The following is a 20,665-nucleotide window of genomic DNA, read 5'->3' on the forward strand; positions in this document are numbered from 1 at the left end:
GAACGGTGCCTACTTCCGCATCACGGAGGGCTCCTGGCGGCGCAGGAGCCGGGCGACCAGCCAGCCGTACAGCACGGACAGCACCACCATCATGCCCATATCGGTCAGCCACACCGCCGTGGAGTGCTCGAACAGCGGATCCGCCGTCAGGGAGTCCGGCACCAGGCGTCCCAGCCCCACCGTGGACGCCATGGCCGCCAGCGCCCACCGGGACGGCACCAGCCAGGCCAGCTGCTCCGCCACCGGCAGCCCGTGCAACTCCAGCAGCGCCCCGCAGAACACCACCTGCACGATGGCGAGGAGCACCAGCAGCGGCATGGTGACCTCCTCCTTGGAGACCAGCGCGGAGATCAGCAGCCCGAGCATCATCGCGGTGAACGACAGCAGCGCCACCGCCAGGGTCAGTTCCACCAGCGGTGGCAGCAGTACCCCGCGGCCGCCGGGCGCGTTGAGCTTCACCCCGGCCAGCCCGATCAGTGTGAGGACCACGGCCTGGAGCACCGTCACCGTGCCCAGCACCACCACCTTGGACATCAGATACGCCGACCGGGACAGCCCCACGGCCCGTTCCCGCCGGTAGATGGCACGCTCCTTCACCAGTTCGCGCACCGCGTTCGCGGCACCCGTGAGCACCCCGCCCACACAGAGGATCAGCAGGGCGTTCATCGCCGTCTCCCGGGTCAGGGCGCTGCCCGCCAGAGCCCGGGCCATCGCCCCCATCACAAACGGCAGGGCGATCATCACCACGAGGAAGGTACGGTCCGCGCTGAGCGCCGCCGCGTACCGCCTGATCAGGGTCCACAGCTGGGCGCTCCGGCTCCGCGGCTTCGGCGGCGGTGCGGGGGCCGGCGCCGGTCCGGCCGCCGCGGCGGGCGGCGGTTGCGCGGAGGCGTCGGCGACATAGCGCCGGTGGTACTCGGACGCGGCATAGGCGCCCGCCCAGTCCCGGTCCGGCTCGTTCTCGAACGCCTCGAAGGCCTCGGGCCACCGCTCGTGGCCGAAGAACGACAGCGCTTCGCCGGGCGGCCCGTAGTAGGCGATCCTGCCGCCCGGCGCCAGGACCAGCAGCCGGTCGCACACATCGAGGCTGAGGACGCTGTGCGTCACCACGACCACGGTCCGGCCGTCGTCGGCGAGCGTCCGCAGCATCTGCATCACCGAGCGGTCCATGCCCGGGTCGAGTCCCGACGTCGGCTCGTCGAGGAAGAGCAGCGACGGCTTCGTCAGCAGCTCCAGGGCCACGCTGACCCGCTTCCGCTGGCCCCCGGAGAGTTTGTGCACGGGCTGGTCGGCCCGTTGCTCCAGGCCGAGCTCCCGGATCACCTCGGCGACCCGGCCGCGCCGCTCCTCCTTCGCCGTGTCCTGCGGGAACCGCAGTTCGGCCGCATAGCCGAGGGCCGCGCGAACGGTCAGCTGGGTGTGCAGGATGTCGTCCTGCGGTACGAGTCCGATGCGCTGACGCAGTTCGGCGTAGTCCCGGTAGAGGTCGCGGCCGTCGTACAGCACCGCTCCGCCGTCGGCGGGACGCAGTCCGGTGAGCGCGTTGAGCAGGGTCGACTTCCCCGCGCCGCTGGGGCCGACCACGGCGAGCAGACAGCGCTCGGGAACCGGGAAGGTGACCCGTTCGAGGAGGGTGCGGCGGCCGCGGTCCACGGTGACCGTCAGCTCCTGCACGTCGAGGGTGACCTCACCGGTGTCGACGTACTCCCGCAGCTCGTCGCCGACCAGACAGAACGCGGAGTGCCCGATGCCGACGACATCGCCCTCGGCGACGGCGGCGGCGGCCACCGCCACACCGTTGAGGAAGGTGCCGTTGTGGGAGCCGACGTCCGCGATCTCGTAGCCGCCGCCGGGGCGGGAGCGCAGTTCGGCGTGGTGGCGGGAGACCGTCAGATCGTCGACGACGAGATCGTTGTCGGCGGCCCGCCCGATCCGGACCGTACGGGCGGGCCGGGGCCGTACGGACGTCGGCTGCCGGAAGGTACCGGTGGCGGCGGGCGCGGACACCCGCAGCTCTGTCCGGGACGATGACGATTCGGCCGGTGCCGGTGCCGGAGCGGGCGTGGGTGCCGGAGCGGGCGTGGGCGTGGGTGCGGCGGCCGGGGTGGGTGCGGGAGGGGCGGGCGGTGCAGGTGCCGGGGGTGGTGCGGCCCGGTCGACGAGGACCGCGCGGGGTCCGTCCGCCGCGCTGCCGAAGCGCAGCACGCTGCCCGCGCCCACGTCCAGGGCCCGGACCCGGGCCCCGTCCGCGTAGGTGCCGTTGGTGCTGTCCTCGTCCTCCACGGTCCAGTGGCCGTCGTCGGCGCGCAGGACGGCGTGGTGCCACGACACCCGGTCGTCGTCGAGCACGATGTCGCACAGCGGGTCGCGTCCGACGTGGTAGGCCCGCCCGGGACGCATCACGGTGGCCCCGTCGTCCGTCTCGATCACCAGCTCGGGGGCGGTCGGCGCGGCGTGGCGCTCAGCCATACCCCGATTTTATCGGCGGCCGCCGGAGCCCGCCCGCCGTGCGCCGCGCGGGCGGCGGCCCTGCGTCCGGGGCAGCGCCACGCCGAAAGGTGCCGCCCGCCGCGCCGCGTGGTCGGCCGCCGGTTCCGGGGCCGTACGCCCGCGCCGGACCCACCCGCGGCCGGACCGCGCCCCGGTCCGGCTCAGCGCAGATATGCGAGCCCCGGATGGGCCGCCGTGTACGCGTCCAGCAGCCTGCGGGCCACCGCCACCGAATCGACCAGCGGGTGCAGCGCGAACGCCGCCACGGCCCGGGCCCGCGACCCGGACTCCGAGGCCGCCAGCACCTCCCGCTCCACCGCCTTCACCGCGGTCACCAGACCGGCCGCGTGCCCGGTCAGCGGCGAGACCGCCACCGGATGCGCGCCGTTGCCGTCGACCAGGCACGGCACCTCCACGACGGCGTCGTCGTCCAGCGGCGCCAGAGCACCCCGGTTGCGGACGTTCAGGATCAGGGTGGTCCGCTCGTCCCGGGCGATCGCCCGCATCAGCGCCAGCGCGACCTGCTCGTACCCCCCGGACTCCAGGTCGGCGGCGTCCCGTTCGCCCGCGCCCGCCGCCTCCCGGTTGTGCGCCATGTACGTCGCCTCACGCTCGGCCCGGGTACGGTCCCAGGCCGCCAGCGCCGAGCCGCCGCCCGGCCGGGCCATCGCCGCGTAGAACCGGTCCTGCTGCTCGTGGAGGAAGGCGCCCCGGGTCCGTTCGGCGCTCCGGTAGGCGGCCACCGCCTCGCGGTTGAAGTAGTAGTAGTGCAGGTACTCGTTGGGCACCGCGCCCAGCGTCCGCAGCCAGTCCGCCCCGAACAGCCTGCCCTCCTCGAAGGAGCCGAGCAGCGCCGGATCGGCGAACAGCCGGGGGAGCAGGTCCTCCCCGCCGGACCGCAGCCCGCGCAGCCAGCCCAGATGGTTGAGGCCCGCGTAGTCGATCCACGCCGTCGCCGGATCGGCGCCCAGCAGCCGGGCGACCCGCCGCCCCAGACCCACCGGGGAGTCGCAGATCCCGATGACCCGGTCGCCCAGCACCCCGGCCATCGCCTCGGTGACCAGACCCGCCGGGTTGGTGAAGTTGATGACCCGGGCGTCCGGGGCCAGCCGGGCCGTCCGGCGGGCGATCTCCACGGCCACCGGCACCGTGCGCAGCCCGTAGGCGATCCCGCCCGCGCCCACGGTCTCCTGCCCCAGCACCCCCTCCGCCAGCGCGATCCGCTCGTCGGCCGCACGCCCTTCGAGACCGCCGACCCGGATCGCCGAGAACACGAAGTCGGCGCCGCGCAGCGCGTCGTCGAGATCGGTGGTCACCACCACGGCCGGGGCGTCCGGCACTCCGTCGGCCTGGTCGGCGAGGACCCGGGCGACCGCGGCGAGCCGACCGGCGTCGACATCGTGCAGGACCAGCTCCGTGACCCGCCCCTCGGCCCGGTCGGCCAGCAGCGCCCCGTACACCAGGGGCACCCGGAAACCACCGCCGCCCAGCAGCGCGAGCCTCATACCGCCACCACCTCCTGGCCGCGGGCCGCGCGCCGGGCGCGGCGGTGACGAGAGGGCTGCCGGTCGGTTCGTCGTTCGCTCACCACACCGCGCACGCTACCCGCCGTGTCCCCCCGGTTCCACGGCCTCCCGGCTGCACGGCCTCCCGGCTGTACGGCCTTCCGGTTGCACGGCCACCCAGCCGCCGGACCGCGGCACCGGATCAGCCGTGCGAGGCATGGCCGATCAGATACGCCAGATCCGGATAGTCCACCACGAAGCCGTCCGCGCCGATCTCGATGTCCCGGCGGAAGTCGCCCGCCTCGTACCGGACGAGCGCGCCGCCGTCGTCCGTCTCCTCCAGCGGGGTGTACGTCTGCTCCGACGCACGGACCGTCAGATCGGGCACCGACACCCAGGCCATGGTGAACGTGCGCGGCCCGTCCGCCCCGGCCGGCCGGTGCAGCCCGTGCCGGAGCACCGGCATGGTGTTGGTCAGCGGACAGAGCCCGAGATCGCAGTCGACGGCACCGGTCAGATCGGGCCGCTCCGCCCCGTCCACGGTCCACCGCCCGGCGCCGTCGTGGGCCAGCACGGTCTCCCGCACCCCGTCCGCCGACTCGGCGGTCACCCGCAGCTCCCGGGTCTGCCACTCCGGTCCGGTCCGCAGCTCATAGGAGATCCAGTACGGCTCGGGAGCGATGCCGACGGCCCGCCCACGGGCCTCCAGCTCGCCGTCCCCGAGCCGGACCCAGGCGGTCTCGTACCCCTGGTTCTCCACGATTTCCCAGGTCAGTACGTGTGATACGGGGGAGGTGCGCATGGGGTCAGGCTAACCCCGCACCGAGGGCATTCCCTCGCACGAGTGGCCGTGGTGGACGCGAGTTGACGAAGTGTCGGGCCGAACGGGGGAGCGGCGGTAGTGTGCTCGGTGCGCACTGCGGTGCGCCTCCCCTCACGGACACGTCCGGGCCCCCTCCCTCGGGGCCCGGCCCGAATCCGAAAGAAGGGCCGTCGACCGGGAACTTCGGCGGCCGGTTCCGAGGGGAGGCGCCCATGGGGCGTCGCAGGAAGCAGAAGCCATCACTGCGGCAGCGCACCGAGGACCTGCTGGTCCGGATCGCGTGGAAGCTGGGGAGGTGGCTGAAGGGATGAACTGAGCCCCCAATACCGGGGCTCAGGTCAACCCACTTCACTGCGTTGGGTTCCGCCCGTTTGGATTCCTGGTCCCGGGCGGGACCCTCCTCATACTTACTACACCACCGGGGCCGCCGCAAACATCGGGCCCCGATCAGCGCGGCCCCTCGAACGCCTCCAGGATCCGCCGCGCCGCCAGTGTCGCCGTCAGCTCCCCGCCCCGCACCGCACGCTCCAGCTCCGGCACCGCGTCCCGGACCGCGGGATGGGTCCGCAGCCGCTCCGCCAGCTCGTCCCGGACCATCGACCACACCCAGTCGATCTGCTGGTCCCGGCGCTTGGCGGCCAGCCTCCCGGCCGATTCCAGCACCTCCCGGTGCTGCTCCACCCGCTCCCACACCGCGTCCAGACCGGCCGACTCACGGGCACTGCACGACAGCACCGGCGGGTTCCACGCCGCGTCCGCGGGATGCATCAGCCGCAGGGCGCCCGCCAGCTCCCGCGCGGCCGAGCGGGCGTCCCGCTCGTGCGGGCCGTCCGCCTTGTTGACCGCGATCACGTCCGCCAGCTCCAGCACACCCTTCTTGATGCCCTGGAGCTGGTCCCCGGTCCTGGCCAGCGTCAGCAGCAGGAAGGTGTCGACCATCTGGGCGACCGCGGTCTCCGACTGGCCCACGCCCACCGTCTCGACGAGCACCACGTCGTACCCGGCGGCCTCCATCACCACCATGGTCTCCCGGGTCGCCCTGGCCACCCCGCCCAGCGTCCCCGCCGACGGCGAGGGCCGGACGAAGGCCGCCGGATCCACCGCCAGCCGCTCCATCCGGGTCTTGTCGCCCAGGATGGAACCACCGGTGCGCCGGGACGACGGGTCCACCGCCAGTACCGCGACCCGGTGCCCGAGCCCCGTCAGCATGGTGCCCAGCGCGTCGATGAACGTCGACTTGCCGACCCCCGGCACCCCGCTGATGCCCACCCGCCGGGCCGCGCCCGCGTACGGCAGCAGCTCGGACAGCAACTCCTGCGCCAGCACCCGGTGGTCGGGGCGCCGGGACTCCACCAGGGTGACGGCCCGCGCCACATAGGCCCGCGAACCGTCCCGTACGCCCTTCGCATACGCGGCGAGGTCGATGCTCACCGGCACGGCGGCTCCCCCGCCGGACCGCGCCGCGGGGTGCACACCCCCGGATCCGGCCTCACGAGGCGTGGCCCAGCGCGGCGCCCAACGTGGTCACCAGGTCGTACGCCGCGTCCGGGATGACCGTCCCCGGCGGGAACACGGCCGCCGCGCCCGCCTCGCGGAGGGTCGCCACGTCCTGCGGCGGAATCACCCCGCCCACCACGATCATGATGTCCTCCCGGCCCTGCGCCGCCAGCTCCTCCCGGAGCGCGGGTACCAGCGTCAGATGACCCGCCGCCAGCGACGACACCCCGACGATATGCACATCGGCCTCCACCGCCTGCCGGGCCACCTCCTCGGGCGTCTGGAACAGCGGGCCGACGTCCACGTCGAAACCCAGGTCCGCGAAGGCGGTCGCGATCACCTTCTGGCCGCGGTCGTGGCCGTCCTGGCCCATCTTGGCGACCAGGATCCGCGGACGGCGGCCCTCCGCCTCCTCGAACTCGTCCACCAGGGTCCGGGTCCGCGCCACGGACGGGGACTGCCCTGCCTCACCTCGGTACACACCGGAGATGGTACGGATCTGCCCCGAATGCCGCCCGTACACCGCCTCCAGGGCGTCGGAGATCTCACCGACGGTCGCCTTCGCCCGCGCCGCGTCCACCGCCAGCGCCAGCAGATTGCCCTCCAGCCCCGGGCCGGGCGCGGCGCCCGCGGCCGCGGTCAGCGCCCGCAGCGCGTCCCGGCAGACCGCTTCGTCGCGCTCCGCCCGCAGCCTCCGCAGCTTGTCGATCTGCTGCGCCCGGACCGCCGAGTTGTCGACCTTCAGCACCTCGATCTGCTCGTCCGACGCCACCCGGTACTTGTTCACCCCGATCACCGGCTGCCGGCCCGAGTCGATCCTCGCCTGGGTACGGGCCGCCGCCTCCTCCACCCGCAGCTTGGGAATGCCCGCGTCGATGGCCTGCGCCATCCCGCCCGCGGCCTCGACCTCCTCGATGTGCTGCCAGGCACGGCGCGCCAGGTCGTACGTCAGCCGCTCCACGTAGGCGCTGCCGCCCCACGGGTCGATCGCCCGGGTCGTCCCGGACTCCTGCTGGAGCAGGATCTGCGTATTGCGGGCGATCCGCGCCGAGAAGTCCGTCGGCAGCGCCAGCGCCTCGTCCAGCGCGTTGGTGTGCAGCGACTGGGTGTGGCCCTGAGTGGCGGCCATCGCCTCCACACAGGTCCGGGTCACGTTGTTGAACACGTCCTGCGCCGTCAGCGACCAGCCGGAGGTCTGCGAATGGGTGCGCAGCGACAGCGATTTGGCGTTCTTCGGCTCGAAGGAGCGGACCAGCTTGGCCCACAGCAGCCGGGCCGCCCGCAGCTTGGCGACCTCCATGAAGAAGTTCATGCCGATTGCCCAGAAGAACGAAAGGCGCGGCGCGAACGCGTCCACGTCCAGCCCGGTGGCGATCCCCGCCCGCAGATACTCCATCCCGTCGGCCAGCGTGTACGCCAGCTCCAGATCGGCCGTCGCCCCGGCTTCCTGGATGTGGTACCCGGAGATGGAGATGGAGTTGTAGCGGGGCATCCGCCGCGAGGTGAAGGCGAAGATGTCGGAGATGATCCGCATCGACGGCTTCGGCGGATAGATGTACGTGTTGCGGACCATGAACTCCTTGAGGATGTCGTTCTGGATGGTCCCGGCCAGCTGCTCCGGCGCCACCCCCTGCTCCTCGGCCGCCACGATGTACAGCGCCAGAACCGGCAGCACCGCGCCGTTCATCGTCATCGACACGCTCATCCGGTCCAGCGGGATGCCGTCGAAGAGCTGCCGCATGTCGTAGAGGGAGTCGATGGCGACCCCGGCCATCCCGACATCACCGGTGACCCGGGGGTGGTCCGAGTCGTACCCGCGGTGGGTCGGCAGGTCGAACGCGACCGACAGACCCTTCTGACCGGCTGCCAGATTCCGCCGGTAGAAGGCGTTGGACTCCTCGGCGGTGGAGAACCCGGCGTACTGCCGGATCGTCCAGGGCTGGTTGACGTACATCGTCGGATACGGGCCGCGCAGATACGGCGCGATACCGGGATACGTGCCCAGGAAGTCCACCGGGGCCAGATCGGCCCCCGTGTACAGGGGCTTCACGGGGATCCCCTCCGGGGTCTCCCACACCAGGTCGTCCGCGTCCCGGCCGCAGGACTCCTTGACGGCGGCCCGCCAGCGGTCGTCGTCACCGGCCGCCCGCGCGCCCGGCCCCAGCGGGACGCCGGTGAAGTCGGGGATGGTCACGGGGCCACTCCGATCAGGTCGAGGGCCCGGGTGAGCACGGTCACCGCGTCGCCGCCGGCGACCACGAACTCGTCCACCCCGGCCCGTTCGTACGTCTCCCGCAGCTCGCCCGGGCGCCCGGCGAGATACACCCGGCGCGCGCCCGCCGCCTTCAGCGCCGCGGCCACCGGGGCCGCCTGCTCGGCGTAGAGGGCGTCGCTGGAGCAGACACAGGCCAGCTCCGCGCCGGAGGCGGCGAACGCGGCCGCCGCCGAACCGGCGTCCACCGTCACCGGGTCGTGCACCGGCTCGATGCCGCCCGCGGCGAACAGGTTTGCCGTGAAACCGGCGCGCGCGGTGTGCGCGGCCGCCGGGCCCAGGGCCGCCAGGAAGATCCGCGGCCGGGCGCCGGTGGCCGCCAGATGCGCGTCGGAGCGGGCGCGCAGCGTCTCGAACGCCTCGTCGCGCCGGACCCGCGGCAGACCGCCCGACGGCGCGGCGGGCGCCGGATCGCGCTCCACCGGGGCCTCGGACAGCAGCGGGAACTCGCTGACGCCGGTGACCGGCTCCCGCCGGGTCGCCAGCCGCCGCCGGCGGTCCTCCCATACGGCCCCGATCCGCTCCCCGACCAGCCCCGAGCGGAGCGCGGCGAGCTGGCCCCCGGCCCGCTCCACCTCCTGGAACCACTCCCAGGCGGAGTGCGCCAGATCCTCCGTCAGCCGCTCGGCGTACCAGGAACCGCCCGCCGGGTCGATCACCCGGCCGACGTGCGACTCCTCCAGCAGGATCACGGAGGTGTTGCGGGCGATCCGGCGGGCGAAGGCGTCCGGCAGCCCGAGCGCATGGTCGAACGGCAGCACCGTCACGGCGTCCGCGCCCCCGACCCCGGCGCCCAGCGCGGCGACCGTGGTGCGCAGCATGTTCACCCAGGGGTCCCGGCGGCTCATCATCACCGGCGAGGTGACCGCGTGCTGGCGCTGGGCGCCCGCCGCGGCGGGGGCGCCGCACGCCTCGGCCACCCGGGCCCAGACCCGGCGTGCCGCGCGCAGCTTGGCGATCGTCAGGAACTGGTCGGCGCCCGCCGCGTAACGGAACTCCAGCTGGCCCAGGGCCGCTTCGATCCCGAGCCCGGCGTCCGTCAGGGCACGCAGCAGCGCCACCCCGGTCGCCAGCGAGCAGCCCAGCTCCTGGGCGGCCGAGGCGCCCGCCTCGTGGTACGGCAGGGCGTCGACGGTCAGCGCCCGCAGGCCCGGCACGCCCGTGTGGCAGCGCCGGGCGAGCCCGACCGCCGTGCCGAGCCGGTCCGTGAAGCCGTCGTAGACCCCGGTGCGTGCCGCGTGGCCGAAGGGATCGGCCCCCAGATTGCCGCCGGGCGCCGGTCCGGCGGCCGCCTTCTCGTACAGGCCGAAGAGCACCTCGGCGGCCTCCGCGACCTCGTCGCCCGCGTCGAGGACGACGGGCGCAAGGTCCAGCAGGACGCCCTCCAGGGCACCGGCGAGCCCGGAGACCGGTACGCCGGACGGGCCGACGGCCAGCCACAGGGACGTCACCCCGTGCTCCAGATCGGCGAGTACGGCCTCGTTGGCCGCGGCCGGGTCCGGCCGCTGATGGCGCTGCCGTACGTCCCAGCCGGCGACCGCGCCGCCCTCGGGGCGGCCGCCCCTGGTGAACGGGGCGAAGCCGGGGAAGCCCGCGCCGTCGGGGCTGTTGTCCGCGGTGTGCAGCGGACGGACGCTCAGCCCCTCTTCGACGAGAGTGGTGAGAGCGTCCTCCGCCGCTTCCTCGGAGACGTCCTTGCCGGCCTTGCGCAGCACACCGGCGACCAGGCGCCGCCATGCGCCGGAATCGGCGTCCGGGAAGTCGGCGGCCAGGGAAAACCCCTCGTGGGGCCGGTCGGGGAGCACGGTCATGCCGGGATGCTAAGACATCCGGACACACGTACAGGAGATGTACAGAGTGTGAGCTTGCCCTCCGTCGAACGGTCCCTCTTGCCCCGGTGTGCCGGGTTCCGGTGGTGCGTTCGTGGACCCGTGGTGGCGACGGCGCCGGTATCGCAGCCGGAGCCACCGGGGATACCGGAGACACAGGAGATGCCGGTGGTACCGGTAGCGGCGGTGATGCCGTGGGTGCGGGAGCCGCCTGACGCGTCCCGGGCGTACGACGGCACCGGGCCGGGCGGCGTGCCCGGCACCCCGGACCGGGAGGGAACGAACAAGGGGGGTCACCTCTGCCTGGTCGACGCGGACGGGACGACGGCCCGGCGTCGCGACCCTGCGCCGACGGGACGGCCTTGCGCATACGGCCGTACCCCACCGGGGCGAACACATGTCCGGCGGCGACCGCCCCTCAACCCTCGCCCGGTGCCACCGGGTGGTCAAGAACCACTGCCCGCGGCAGGGGGGTCCGCCGCCCGCGTTAGGGGTGCGGACAGCGGTACCCGCCCCTACCGTGGAAGGGTCCCGGGCGCTCATCACGCGGTGTTGACCCGGTGCGGGAAGGCGGGCCGCGCGATGGCCGGTGAGATCTCCTTCGTCGAACTCGGCGTCGCCGACGCCGACCGGGCCCGGGCGTTCTACGGGGCGCTGTTCGGCTGGTCCTTCGAGCCCGGCGGCACGGGCGGCGGCCACGCGGTCCGCACACCCAATGTGCCCGGCGGCATCCACGGCGGCGATCCGGGCGCCGGCCCGTACATCTTCTTCCGCGTCGACGATATGGCTGCCGCGCTGGTCAGGGTCGCCGAACTCGGCGGCAGCGTCGACGACATCGAGCTCGGCCAGGACGACGAGAGCACCGCCCGCTTCGGCCGGTTCACCCTCTGCCACGACGACCAGGGCTCGCCGTTCGGCCTCCACCAGCCCCCGCGGCCCGCGGACGGTACCCGGCGGCCGCCACCGGAGCCGGGGCAGGAGGCGGCGGGGATGTGACGGCGGACCCGGCGCCGTGCCGCGCGCCGGCCGCGCGGATCAGGCGGGTGTTCTGCGGTCTCCGGAGCCGCCGCCCGGGGTCCGGACCGGGCCCCGCGCGGGCGCGGCACGCCTTCAGCCCGCGTTCAGCCTGCCTTCTGCCTGCCTTCAGCCCGCCGCACCGGGGTGCTCGGGCCGGGGCGCGATGCCGTCCTTCCGGTACACCTTCATGGGGCAGTGCCGTCCGGACGGCTCCCGGGGGCCGACGGGACACACCCGCCGCCCCGTCGAGGGGGGCCGCGTCGAACCGGGGGAGCGGCGGGAGCATGCTGGAGGGCGAGACCCGGTCCGCCCGGACCGGGCATCCGCACGCACCGCGACTTTTCTGGGGGACGTTCATGCGCATCGCCCTGAGCCAGCTCACCACCGGCCCCGACCCGGCCCGCAACCTCGGTCTCGTCCGCGAACAGACCCGGCTCGCCGCCGACGCCGGAGCCCGGCTCGTGGCGTTCCCCGAAGCCACCATGGCCTGCTTCGGCACCAGACTGGCACCCGTCGCCGAACCCCTCGACGGCCCCTGGGCCACCGAGGTCCGGCAGCTCGCCAAGGAGACCGGCCTGGTGATCGTCGCGGGCATGTTCACCCCCGCGGCCGACGGCAAGGTCACCAACACCCTGCTCGCCACCGGCCCCGGCGTCGAAGCCGCCTACGACAAGATCCACCTCTACGACGCCTTCGGCTTCACCGAGTCCGCCACCGTCTCCGCCGGGTCGCAGATCGTCACCATCGACGTCGACGACGTCCGGATCGGCCTCGCTACCTGCTACGACGTCCGCTTCCCCGAACTCTTCCGGGCCCACGCCGACGCCGGAGCCGTCCTGTCCCTGCTGCCCGCCTCCTGGGGCGCCGGAGAGGGCAAGCGGGAGCAGTGGGACCTGCTGGTACGGGCCCGGGCGCTCGACGCCACCCTCTGGGTCGCCGCGGTCGACCAGGCCGACCCCGCCGCCACCGGGGCCCCCGCCGCCCCGGGCGCCCCCACCGGCATCGGCCACAGCACCGTCGTCGGACCCGACGGCACCGTACGGGAACGCCTGCTGTCCGCCCCCGGGCTGCTGGTCGCCGATATCGACCCCGACGAGGTCACCGCCGTCCGCCGGGCCGTGCCCGTACTGGCCAACCGCAGGCTCGGATAGCGGGCCGGGGAGCCGGGCGCCGTGTGCTGGAGCGCCACCGCCGACCTTGCCGCGGGCACCGCGGTCGGGGCCGTCGGCGTCGTCTGCGTGTCCCGGGCGCGCCGTGCCCGGGACCTGCCGCTGGCCGCCCTGCCGCTGCTGCTCGGCGCCCACCAGATCATCGAAGCGGTGCTCTGGTACGGCGGGGGCGGCAGCGGGCCCGCCACCCTCGCCTGGGCGGTGATCGCCCTGCCCCTGCTGCCCCTCTACCTCCCCCTCGCGGTCGCCGTCGCCGGGCCCCGGCCCCGGGGGCCCGGCGACCTCCTGCGGATCGCCGTACCCCTTGCCGCCGGTGCCGCGACCGCCGCCGTACTCGCCCACCGGCTCGCCACCACCGGCGTCGAAGCCGAGATCCACGGCAGGACCGTCGGCTACGCCGTCGGGCTGCCCGCCCCGGCCGCCGTCCTCGCGGGCTATCTCACGGCCACCGTCGGCGCCCTGCTGCTCAGCCGTGACCCGACCCTCCGGCTGCTGGGCGCCGTCACCGGCGCCGGTGCCGTGGTCTGCGCCGTGCTGTGGCGCACCGCGTTCGTCTCCACCTGGTGCGCCCTGGCCGCCGTCGCCTCCGTACTCGTCCTGCGATGGGTGCTGCGCGACCCCGGCCCCGTGCCCGGCCCCCCGGCGGGTCCGGGCCCGCGCGATCCCGGTCCCGGCCCCGGGGGCCGATTCGCCTCGGACGGCGGGGCGCGCAAGGCTGGAGATGACAGCCCCCGCCGGGCGGCTGTCCCGGAGCACCGCCGGCAGACCCGACAGCAGCCCCGCCGGCAGAAGGGACCGCCGTGAACAGCGCCGATCAGCACGCCGAACCCGTCGTGGTGACGATCAGTAACTCCGCCAAGGAGGACGCGCACGCCGTCTTCGAGGTCCTGCGCCGCGCCTACGCCTGCGACCGCGAGGCCGGTGACCGGCCCGAATACGTCTCCGAGGGCCATACCACCGTCTGGACGGCGACCTTCGACGTCGCCACCGCCCTCGCCCCGGCCGCACCCGTACGGCTCACCGACGCGGTGGAGGCCGAGATGCAGGGCGGCTACTGGGCCGTCGACCGGATGACCGAGACCCTCACGGCCGCCTTCGAGGTGGAACGGCGCGGTTCGGCCGCCGGCGACCAGGAGAAGGACGTCCAGCTACGCCTCCTGAGCCGCACCACCTGACCCCTGGGCCCTGGGCGCGGTCGCGCCTTGGCGGGGTGCGGCCCCGGTCCTTGGTGTCGTGCGCCCCTCGCGCGCGCCGCGGGCCCTTGGGGGTGGTCGCACCGTGCGGGGTGCGGGTTCCCCGGGGGTGGTCGAGTCCCGTTGCTTCGTGGGGTAGGTGCGGGGTCTTGTCGGGTGCGGGTGGGTCGTGGGCCTCCGGGCTCACCTCCTCGCGGCCTGCGATGCACCGCCCTCGTGCGAGCCCCGTCTTGTCGCAGGTCCGCTGCGGGGGCGACCCTGCACCCCACTCCTCGGTAACCCCGACCTGCCCATGCCCCCGAGGAGCTCGTTCCCCACTGGGTGGCACCATTTTCGGGCATGGGTACGGGCAAGCAGGGGCGCTGGGGGTCCCCCCACGCCGTCAGGCGTAGGGGGAGGAACTGCGCGAACGGCCCACGACGGGCCGCAGTCGGCGAACAGTCTCCGCCGTTACGGCGGTCATCCGCCGCCCCGGGTGGGAAGCGGGGCGCTGGGGCCCCACGCCGCCAGGCGTAGGTGGGGGCACCTCCCACGCCGCCAGGCGTAGGGGGAGGAACTGCGCGACAAGCTACCGGCGGCCCGCAGGCGGCAGACAACTCCCCGCCGTTACGGCGAGCCACCGCTGCCCGGGGATGCAGGGCTTCGGGGGTCCCCGCTCACGCCGCGCCCGCCGCAGGCGCCCCGCCGCGTTGCGCAAGCAGCCCCGGCGCGCGAGGGTCGGAACGTGGCCCCGGTCCCGCGGACGCTCCGGTCCGGCGGACGCCCCCGTACCCAGGAGGAGAGCACCATGCCCATCGCCACGGTCAATCCCGCCACGGGTGAGACGCTCGGCACCTTCGACCCGATGGACTCCGGCGAGGTCGACCAGCGCATCGCCCTCGCCCGGGAGGCGTTCGAGGGGCAGCGGGTCACCAGTTTCGCCGACCGGGCCCGGCTGATGCTCCGCACCGCGGACCTCCTCGACGAGGACACCGAGCACATCGCCCGCACCATGACCACCGAGATGGGCAAACCCCTCGCCCAGGCCCGTGCAGAGGCCGCCAAATGCGCGCGGACCATGCGCTGGTACGCGGCCCGGGCCGAGGAACTCCTCGCCGACGAGCACCCCGCCCCCACCGATGTCGCCGACTCCGGCGCCTCCCGGGTCGTCGTACGCTACCGGCCCGTCGGCGTCGTCCTCGCCGTCATGCCGTGGAACTTCCCGCTCTGGCAGGTCGTACGGTTCGCCGCACCCGCCCTGATGGCCGGGAACACCGGCCTCCTCAAACACGCCTCCAACGTGCCCCGGACCGCCCTCTACCTGGAGGAGCTGTTCCGCCGCGCGGGCTGGCCCGCGGGCTGCTTCCAGACCCTGCTGATCGGGTCCGGCGCCGTCGAGGCCGTGCTGCGCGACCCCCGGGTGGCCGCCGCCACCCTCACCGGCAGCGAACCCGCCGGCCGGGCCGTCGCCGCCGTCGCGGGCGACGAGGTGAAGAAGACCGTCCTGGAACTCGGCGGCAGCGACCCGTTCGTCGTGCTGCCCTCCGCCGACATCGGCCGGGCCGCCGACACCGCCGTCACCGCCAGGGTCCAGAACAACGGCCAGTCCTGCATCGCCGCCAAACGGTTCATCGTGCACACCGACGTCCACGACGCCTTCTGCGAGCGCTTCACCGCCCGGATGCGGGAGCTGGTCGTCGGCGACCCGCTGGAGGAGACCACCGACGTCGGGCCGCTCGCCACCGCGTCCGGCCTGGCCGATCTCGAAGTCCTCGTGGCGGACGCCCTGGCGCTCGGCGCCCGCGCCCTGTGCGGCGCCGCCCGCCCGTCCGGTGCCGGCCGCGGCTGGTTCTACGAGCCCACCGTTCTCACCGGCATCCGCCCGGACATGCGCATCCACCGGGAGGAGACCTTCGGACCCGTCGCCACGGTCTACCGCGCCACCGACCTCGACCAGGCGATCGCCCTGGCCAACGACACACCCTTCGGGCTCGGCTCCAGCGTCTGGACCCGCGACGAGCGCGAAACGGCCCGCTGCGCCCGGGAGATCGAGGCGGGCGGCGTCTTCTTCAACGGCATGACGGCGTCCCACCCCGCCCTGCCCTTCGGCGGAGTCAAGCGGTCCGGGTACGGCAGAGAGCTGTCCGGCCACGGGATCCGGGAGTTCTGCGAGGTCACGACGCTCTGGTACGGCCCCTGAGCGGCGCGGGCCGCAGCAGCCGCGATACCGCCGCGGCCGGGCCGTCCGGCGCCACGGCGGCACCGGCGACCGGAGTGACGGCGACCGCGTTCCCGTCCCCGGCCGTTCCTGTGGCCGTGTTCCCGCGAGCGTCCCCATCAGGGCCGGAGGCGACGGGGGAGGTATCCGCTTCCCCGGCCCCCACCCCGGCGCGCGGCGGGCCGATCCGGGCGTCCGGGTCGATCCACTGCACCGGCGCCGGATCGAGGAACGCCTCCGCGTGCGATACATGCCCGCGCCGCCCGGCCGGCGACGGCAGCGGGTCCCGGATCAGTGCCCCCGGCGGCAGCCCGCACGAGAACAGCAGCTCCGCCGTCTCCTGGACGAAGCCCGGCGGCCCGCACAGATAGACACTCTCCCCGGCCCAGTCCCGGCGGCTGCGCAGATGCTCGTGGAGCCGTTCGGCCGCCCTGAGCAGCCCCTCGCCGCGCTCCTGGTACCACCAGTAGGCGCTCAGCCAGGGACGGTCCCGCAGCAGCCCGTCGAGAAACGCCCCGTCGTAGAAGTGGGCCTCGCCCCTGGCGACCGCGTCCACCCGGATCCGCGGTGCCGGGCGTCGGCGCAGCAGTTCGTCGAGTACGGGTTTGACCGGGGCCCAGCCCGTGCCCCCGGCGATCAGGGTGACGCCCGGGGTGCCCGGCGGCGGGGCGATCGCCGAACCCGACGCCGGGCCCAGCCGCAGCCGGTGACCGGGCCGCGTGGCATCGCACAGCACGCCGCTCAGCAGTCCGCCGGAGACCCGGCCGACATGGAATTCGAGCAGCCGCTCCCGCTCGGCGCGGCCCGCGACGCCCGCCAGTGAGTAGGGCCGCCAGACCCCCGGCAGATCCTGGTGCTCGACCGTCGCGTACTGGCCCGGCAGCCAGGGGTAGGGCGTCCGGACCGCCGCCCGGATGACGGCCGTGTGATCGCCGTGCAGCTGGTGGGAGAGGACGGTGGCCTCCCAGCAGACGGGCTCCCCGGCCGCGGCCGCCCGGCGGGCCCCCGCCGTCATATGCGCGGTGATGCTCCGGTACGTCCGCCACCAGGCCGCTTCGGTCCGCTCGTCCCAGGTGGCCGGGCTGTGCCTACGCAGCGCCGCCACCAGGCTCGCCCCGACCGCCGGATAGTCCGCGAGGGCGACCCCGAACCGGCGGTGGTCCCGGCCGAGGCGCTCCAGATGCGCGGGCAGCCCGGGATGGCGTAACTGCTCCACGACATGGACCAGACCGGCGAACATCCGCTCGTACTGATCGTCCATCACCGCCGGGAACAGCGGGCGCAGATGAGGCTGATGACGGAAGAGATGGGCGAAGAAGTACCGGATCATATGCCCGGACCGCAGCCGGACACGTTCCAGGCTCACCCGGATCACTTCGGTGTCGTCGGGGTCCTCGACGGGTCTCCGTCCGTACGCGTGGGGATACCCGTCCGCGTCCGTCGGGCCGTCCGCCCCGTCACCGGGCGCGCCGGGCGGCCCGGCGCTGTCGTCGTCCATGTGGTTCCCCCCGGGGCCGCACGTGCGCACGCCGCCCGGCGCGCGCGGGCGGCGCCGGGCCAGCGCACCGTATCAACCCCGGGGCCGAGAGGGGCGGTTGCGCGCTGAATTTGTTCCGGCCGGGACAGAATCGATACACCCGGCGGCCCTCCGGTGCGTCAAGACGGTTACGCGCCGAAGCCGTCCGGTTTCCACGAGTCTCCCGTGGAGACCGGACGGGGCGCGAACGGTCCGCGACCGACGGCTCAGATCCCCTGCCACGCGGGCTTGGCCGCGTAGGTGGCACGGAAGTAGTCGCCGAGCTTGAGGCGCGAGGCGGCGGCCTCGTCGGCCACGATCGTGGCGTGCGGGTGGAGCTGCAGCGCCGAGGCCGGGACCAGAGCGGACAGCGGTCCCTCGACCGCCAGCGCCACGGCGTCCGCCTTCGCCTCACCGGTGGCCAGCAGCACCAGGTGCTCCGCCTCCAGGATGGTCCCGATGCCCTGGGTGATCACGTGGTGCGGGACCTCGTCGATGCTGTCGAAGAAGCGCGCGTTGTCCTTGCGCGTCTGCTCCGTGAGCGTCTTGATACGGGTCCGGGAGGCCAGCGAGGAGCAGGGCTCGTTGAACCCGATGTGCCCGTCCGTGCCGATGCCGAGCAGCTGGAGGTCCACCCCGCCCGCCTCGGTGAGCGCCCGGTCGTACGCGGCACAGGCCGCGGGAATGTCCTCGGCGGCGCCGTCCGGGCCCATGAAGGCGGACTCGGAGAGGCCGAGCGGCTCCACGACCTCCCGCAGCACCACGGAGCGGTAGGACTCGGGGTGCCCCGCGGGCAGCCCCACATACTCGTCGAGCTGGCATATCCGGGCCCCGGACACATCCACCTCACCGGCCCGGACCTTGGCGGAGAGCGCCTGGTAGACGGGCAGCGGCGTCGACCCGGTGGCGACCCCGAGAAGGGCGTCGGGCTTGCGCCGCAGCAGGGCGGCCATGGCTTCGGCGATCAGTTCGCCGCCGGCGGCGGCATCCGGAACGATGACAACTTCCACGGAAGTCCCTGTCTGTGTGTGCGCACGGTGGATGGCAGTCGCTCTGCGCAATGGTGTAGACCAATCTACAGGTGGAGCGCCACTGCTGTCTCGCCTCCGGCGCGGTCACCCGGCCCCCGGGCCCTGGCCCGGTCCGTCTCCCGGGGCCCGCGCCCCCTGCTCTTGGTGCGTTCGCACCCTGCGGGGTGCGGGCTCCCCGGGGTGGTCGCGCCGTGCGCGCCGCGGGTCCCCCCGGGCCTCGGCGTCGTGCGCCCCTCGCGCGCCGCGGGCCCTTGGGGGTGGTCGCGCCTTGCGGGGTGCGGGTTCTTCGGGGGTGGTCGAGTCCCGTTGCTTCGTGGGGTAGGTGCGGGGTCTTGTCGGGTGCGGGTGGGTCGTGGGCCTCCGGGCTCACCTCCTCGCGGCCTGCGATGCACTGCCCTCGTGCGAGCCCGTCTTGTCGCAGGTCCGCTGCGGGGGCGACCCTGCACCCCACTCCGCGGTAACCCTGACCTGCCCTCGCCCTCAAGCTTTTCTGTTCCCCGCAGGCCCCCACCTGACAAGACCGGGCAAGGGTCTTTAGGGGCGCGGGGAACTGCGCGAACGGCCCACGACGGCCCGCGGTCGGAAATCAATCCCCGCCGCTACGGCGGTCATCCGCTGCCCCAGGCGAGGTAGGGCGCTGGGGGTCCCCCCACGCCGCCAGGCGTAGGTGGGGGCACCTCCCACGCCGCCAGGCGTAGGGGGCGGAACTGCGCGAACGGCCCACGACGGCCCGCGGTCGGAAAACAGTCCCCGCTGCTACGGCGGTCATCCGCCGCCCCGGCGGGAAGCGAGGCGCCGGGCCCGCGCCCCCCGGCACCGGCGGCCGGACCGGCAAGGGCCCCGCCCGGTCAAGGCGCCAGCGGCACCCCGGCCCGAGGCGCCTCGGACCGCAACCCCGCCCGGAGGGCGCCCCGCACGGGAGAATGGGCGGGTGATCATTCGCTACCGGGTGCTCGGCCCCTCCCTGGCCCTCCCGCCCGACCCCTCCGGCCGCCCCGTCGCCCCCCGCGGCGCCCGCCTCCGTGCCCTGCTCACCGCGCTCGCCGCCGCCGGGGGCCGGGCCGTGCCAGCGGGTGAGCTGGTCGCCCAGGTATGGGCGGAGGAGCCGCCCCGGGAGGCCGCGGCCGCCCTCCAGGCCCTGGTCGGACGGCTGCGTCGGGAGCTCGGCCGGGAGGCGGTGGAGCTGACACCCGGCGGCTACCGGCTGGTCGCCGCCCGGGACGATATCGACGTGTTCCGGTTCGAGGACCTCGTCGCGCACGGCCTCGCCGAGCTGGCGGCCGGGCGCCCCGCGGAGGCCGCCCGGCTCCTCGGCGACGCGCTCGCCCTCTGGCAGGGCCCACCCCTCGCGGACCTCCCGGACGGCGAACGGGACCCCCTCACGGTCCGCGCCCGCCGGCTCCGAACCGACGCCCGCCGCGGCGCGGTCGCGGCGGCGCTCGCACTCGGCAAAGCCGACCGGGCCCTGCCCGAAGCGGCCGCCCTGGCCGCCGCCGAACCCCTGGACGAGCCCCTCCAGGAGCTGTGGATCCGGGTGCTGGCCGCCGGCGGCCGGGAGGCGGCGGCACTGGCGGCCTACGAGGAGGTCCGGCTACGCCTCGCGGAGCGGCTCGGCACCGACCCCGGCGCCGGGCTCCGCGCCCTGCACACCGAACTGCTCGCGGGGCCGCCCGCCCCCGTCCCCGCCCCGGCAGGGACAGCGGCAGCGGCCCGGCCCGTACCCGGGAATCTCCCCGGGCGTCTGACCTCGTTCGTCGGCCGCCGCGAGGATCTCGCCGATGTCGCCGCGGCACTCTCGGCGCAGCGCCTCGTCACCCTCGTCGGCCCCGGCGGCGCGGGCAAGACCCGGCTGGCCCTGGAAGTCGCGGACACCCGGAACAGCGCGGCCGCCCCCGGCTACCCGGACGGTGTGTGGATCGCCGAACTCGCCCCGGTGCACGACGGCGGGACCGCCGCGGTAGCCGACGCCGTACTCGCGGCTCTCGGCGCCCGCGAACTGCCCCTCGCGGTCCCCACCGCGGCACCGGTGGCCGATCCGTTGGTGCGGTTGGTGGAGTACTGCCGGTCGCGGCGGATGTTGTTGATCGTGGACAACTGTGAGCATGTGGTGGGTGCGGCGGCGGGGT

Annotated in this window: 14 protein-coding genes; 6 read left to right on the top strand and 8 right to left on the bottom strand. The window is 74.5% G+C overall.

Annotated features, from left to right (window positions below; all coding sequences use genetic code 11):
* Window positions 1-9: 9 nt before the first annotated feature.
* The 6 genes from ACWDR0_RS19295 to ACWDR0_RS19320 form a co-directional block, all read right to left on the bottom strand.
* Window positions 10-2,469 (bottom strand): FHA domain-containing protein, encoded by a 2,460-nt coding sequence (locus ACWDR0_RS19295; RefSeq protein ID WP_456352901.1) that lies wholly within the window; start codon window positions 2,467-2,469, stop codon window positions 10-12.
* Window positions 2,470-2,651: 182 nt separating this feature from the next.
* Window positions 2,652-3,995, bottom strand: a complete 1,344-nt coding sequence (locus ACWDR0_RS19300) for a 6-phospho-beta-glucosidase (RefSeq protein WP_456352902.1) — start codon at window positions 3,993-3,995, stop codon at window positions 2,652-2,654.
* A 202-nt stretch (window positions 3,996-4,197) separates the two neighbouring features.
* The gene (locus ACWDR0_RS19305) at window positions 4,198-4,797 is read right to left on the bottom strand and encodes a putative glycolipid-binding domain-containing protein (protein ID WP_456352903.1); all 600 of its coding nucleotides are present in this window, start codon (window positions 4,795-4,797) and stop codon (window positions 4,198-4,200) included.
* 468 nt (window positions 4,798-5,265) lie between these two features.
* Window positions 5,266-6,249 carry a methylmalonyl Co-A mutase-associated GTPase MeaB gene (gene meaB, locus ACWDR0_RS19310; RefSeq protein ID WP_456352904.1) on the bottom strand — a complete coding sequence of 328 codons (984 nt, stop codon included), beginning with the start codon at window positions 6,247-6,249 and terminating at the stop codon, window positions 5,266-5,268.
* Between the two features lie 58 nt (window positions 6,250-6,307).
* A complete protein-coding gene (scpA, locus tag ACWDR0_RS19315; RefSeq protein ID WP_456352905.1) occupies window positions 6,308-8,509 on the bottom strand; it encodes a methylmalonyl-CoA mutase in 2,202 nt (733 codons plus the stop codon).
* A complete protein-coding gene (locus ACWDR0_RS19320) occupies window positions 8,506-10,398 on the bottom strand; it encodes a methylmalonyl-CoA mutase family protein (RefSeq protein WP_456352906.1) in 1,893 nt (630 codons plus the stop codon). Before ACWDR0_RS19320 ends, scpA begins: the two co-directional genes overlap by 4 nt.
* A gap of 600 nt (window positions 10,399-10,998) precedes the next feature.
* Here ACWDR0_RS19320 and ACWDR0_RS19325 point away from each other — a divergent pair.
* From ACWDR0_RS19325 to ACWDR0_RS19345, 5 genes are all read left to right on the top strand, one after another.
* On the top strand, window positions 10,999-11,412 hold the full coding sequence (locus tag ACWDR0_RS19325) for a VOC family protein (protein ID WP_456352907.1): 414 nt from the start codon (window positions 10,999-11,001) through the stop codon (window positions 11,410-11,412).
* A 377-nt stretch (window positions 11,413-11,789) separates the two neighbouring features.
* Complete coding sequence (locus ACWDR0_RS19330; RefSeq protein WP_456352908.1) at window positions 11,790-12,584, top strand: carbon-nitrogen hydrolase family protein; 795 nt, start codon at window positions 11,790-11,792, stop codon at window positions 12,582-12,584.
* Between the two features lie 21 nt (window positions 12,585-12,605).
* Window positions 12,606-13,406 (top strand): DUF6629 family protein, encoded by an 801-nt coding sequence (locus ACWDR0_RS19335; RefSeq protein ID WP_456352909.1) that lies wholly within the window; start codon window positions 12,606-12,608, stop codon window positions 13,404-13,406.
* A complete protein-coding gene (locus ACWDR0_RS19340) occupies window positions 13,403-13,777 on the top strand; it encodes a hypothetical protein (RefSeq protein WP_456352910.1) in 375 nt (124 codons plus the stop codon). Before ACWDR0_RS19335 ends, ACWDR0_RS19340 begins: the two co-directional genes overlap by 4 nt.
* Window positions 13,778-14,582: 805 nt before the next feature.
* Window positions 14,583-15,974, top strand: a complete 1,392-nt coding sequence (locus ACWDR0_RS19345; protein WP_456352911.1) for an NADP-dependent succinic semialdehyde dehydrogenase — start codon at window positions 14,583-14,585, stop codon at window positions 15,972-15,974.
* On the opposite strand, the gene ACWDR0_RS19350 is transcribed toward ACWDR0_RS19345, so the two are convergent.
* A complete protein-coding gene (locus ACWDR0_RS19350) occupies window positions 15,949-17,490 on the bottom strand; it encodes a globin domain-containing protein (RefSeq protein ID WP_456352912.1) in 1,542 nt (513 codons plus the stop codon). The two genes, ACWDR0_RS19345 and ACWDR0_RS19350, sit on opposite strands and share 26 nt — an antisense overlap.
* 245 nt (window positions 17,491-17,735) lie before the next feature.
* Complete coding sequence (nagB, locus tag ACWDR0_RS19355) at window positions 17,736-18,518, bottom strand: glucosamine-6-phosphate deaminase (protein ID WP_456352913.1); 783 nt, start codon at window positions 18,516-18,518, stop codon at window positions 17,736-17,738.
* 952 nt (window positions 18,519-19,470) lie between these two features.
* Here nagB and ACWDR0_RS19360 point away from each other — a divergent pair.
* A partial coding sequence (locus tag ACWDR0_RS19360) for a BTAD domain-containing putative transcriptional regulator (protein ID WP_456352914.1) occupies window positions 19,471-20,665 on the top strand: 1,195 nt, incomplete at its 3' end.

The organism is Streptomyces sp. NPDC003691 (assembly GCF_053981115.1).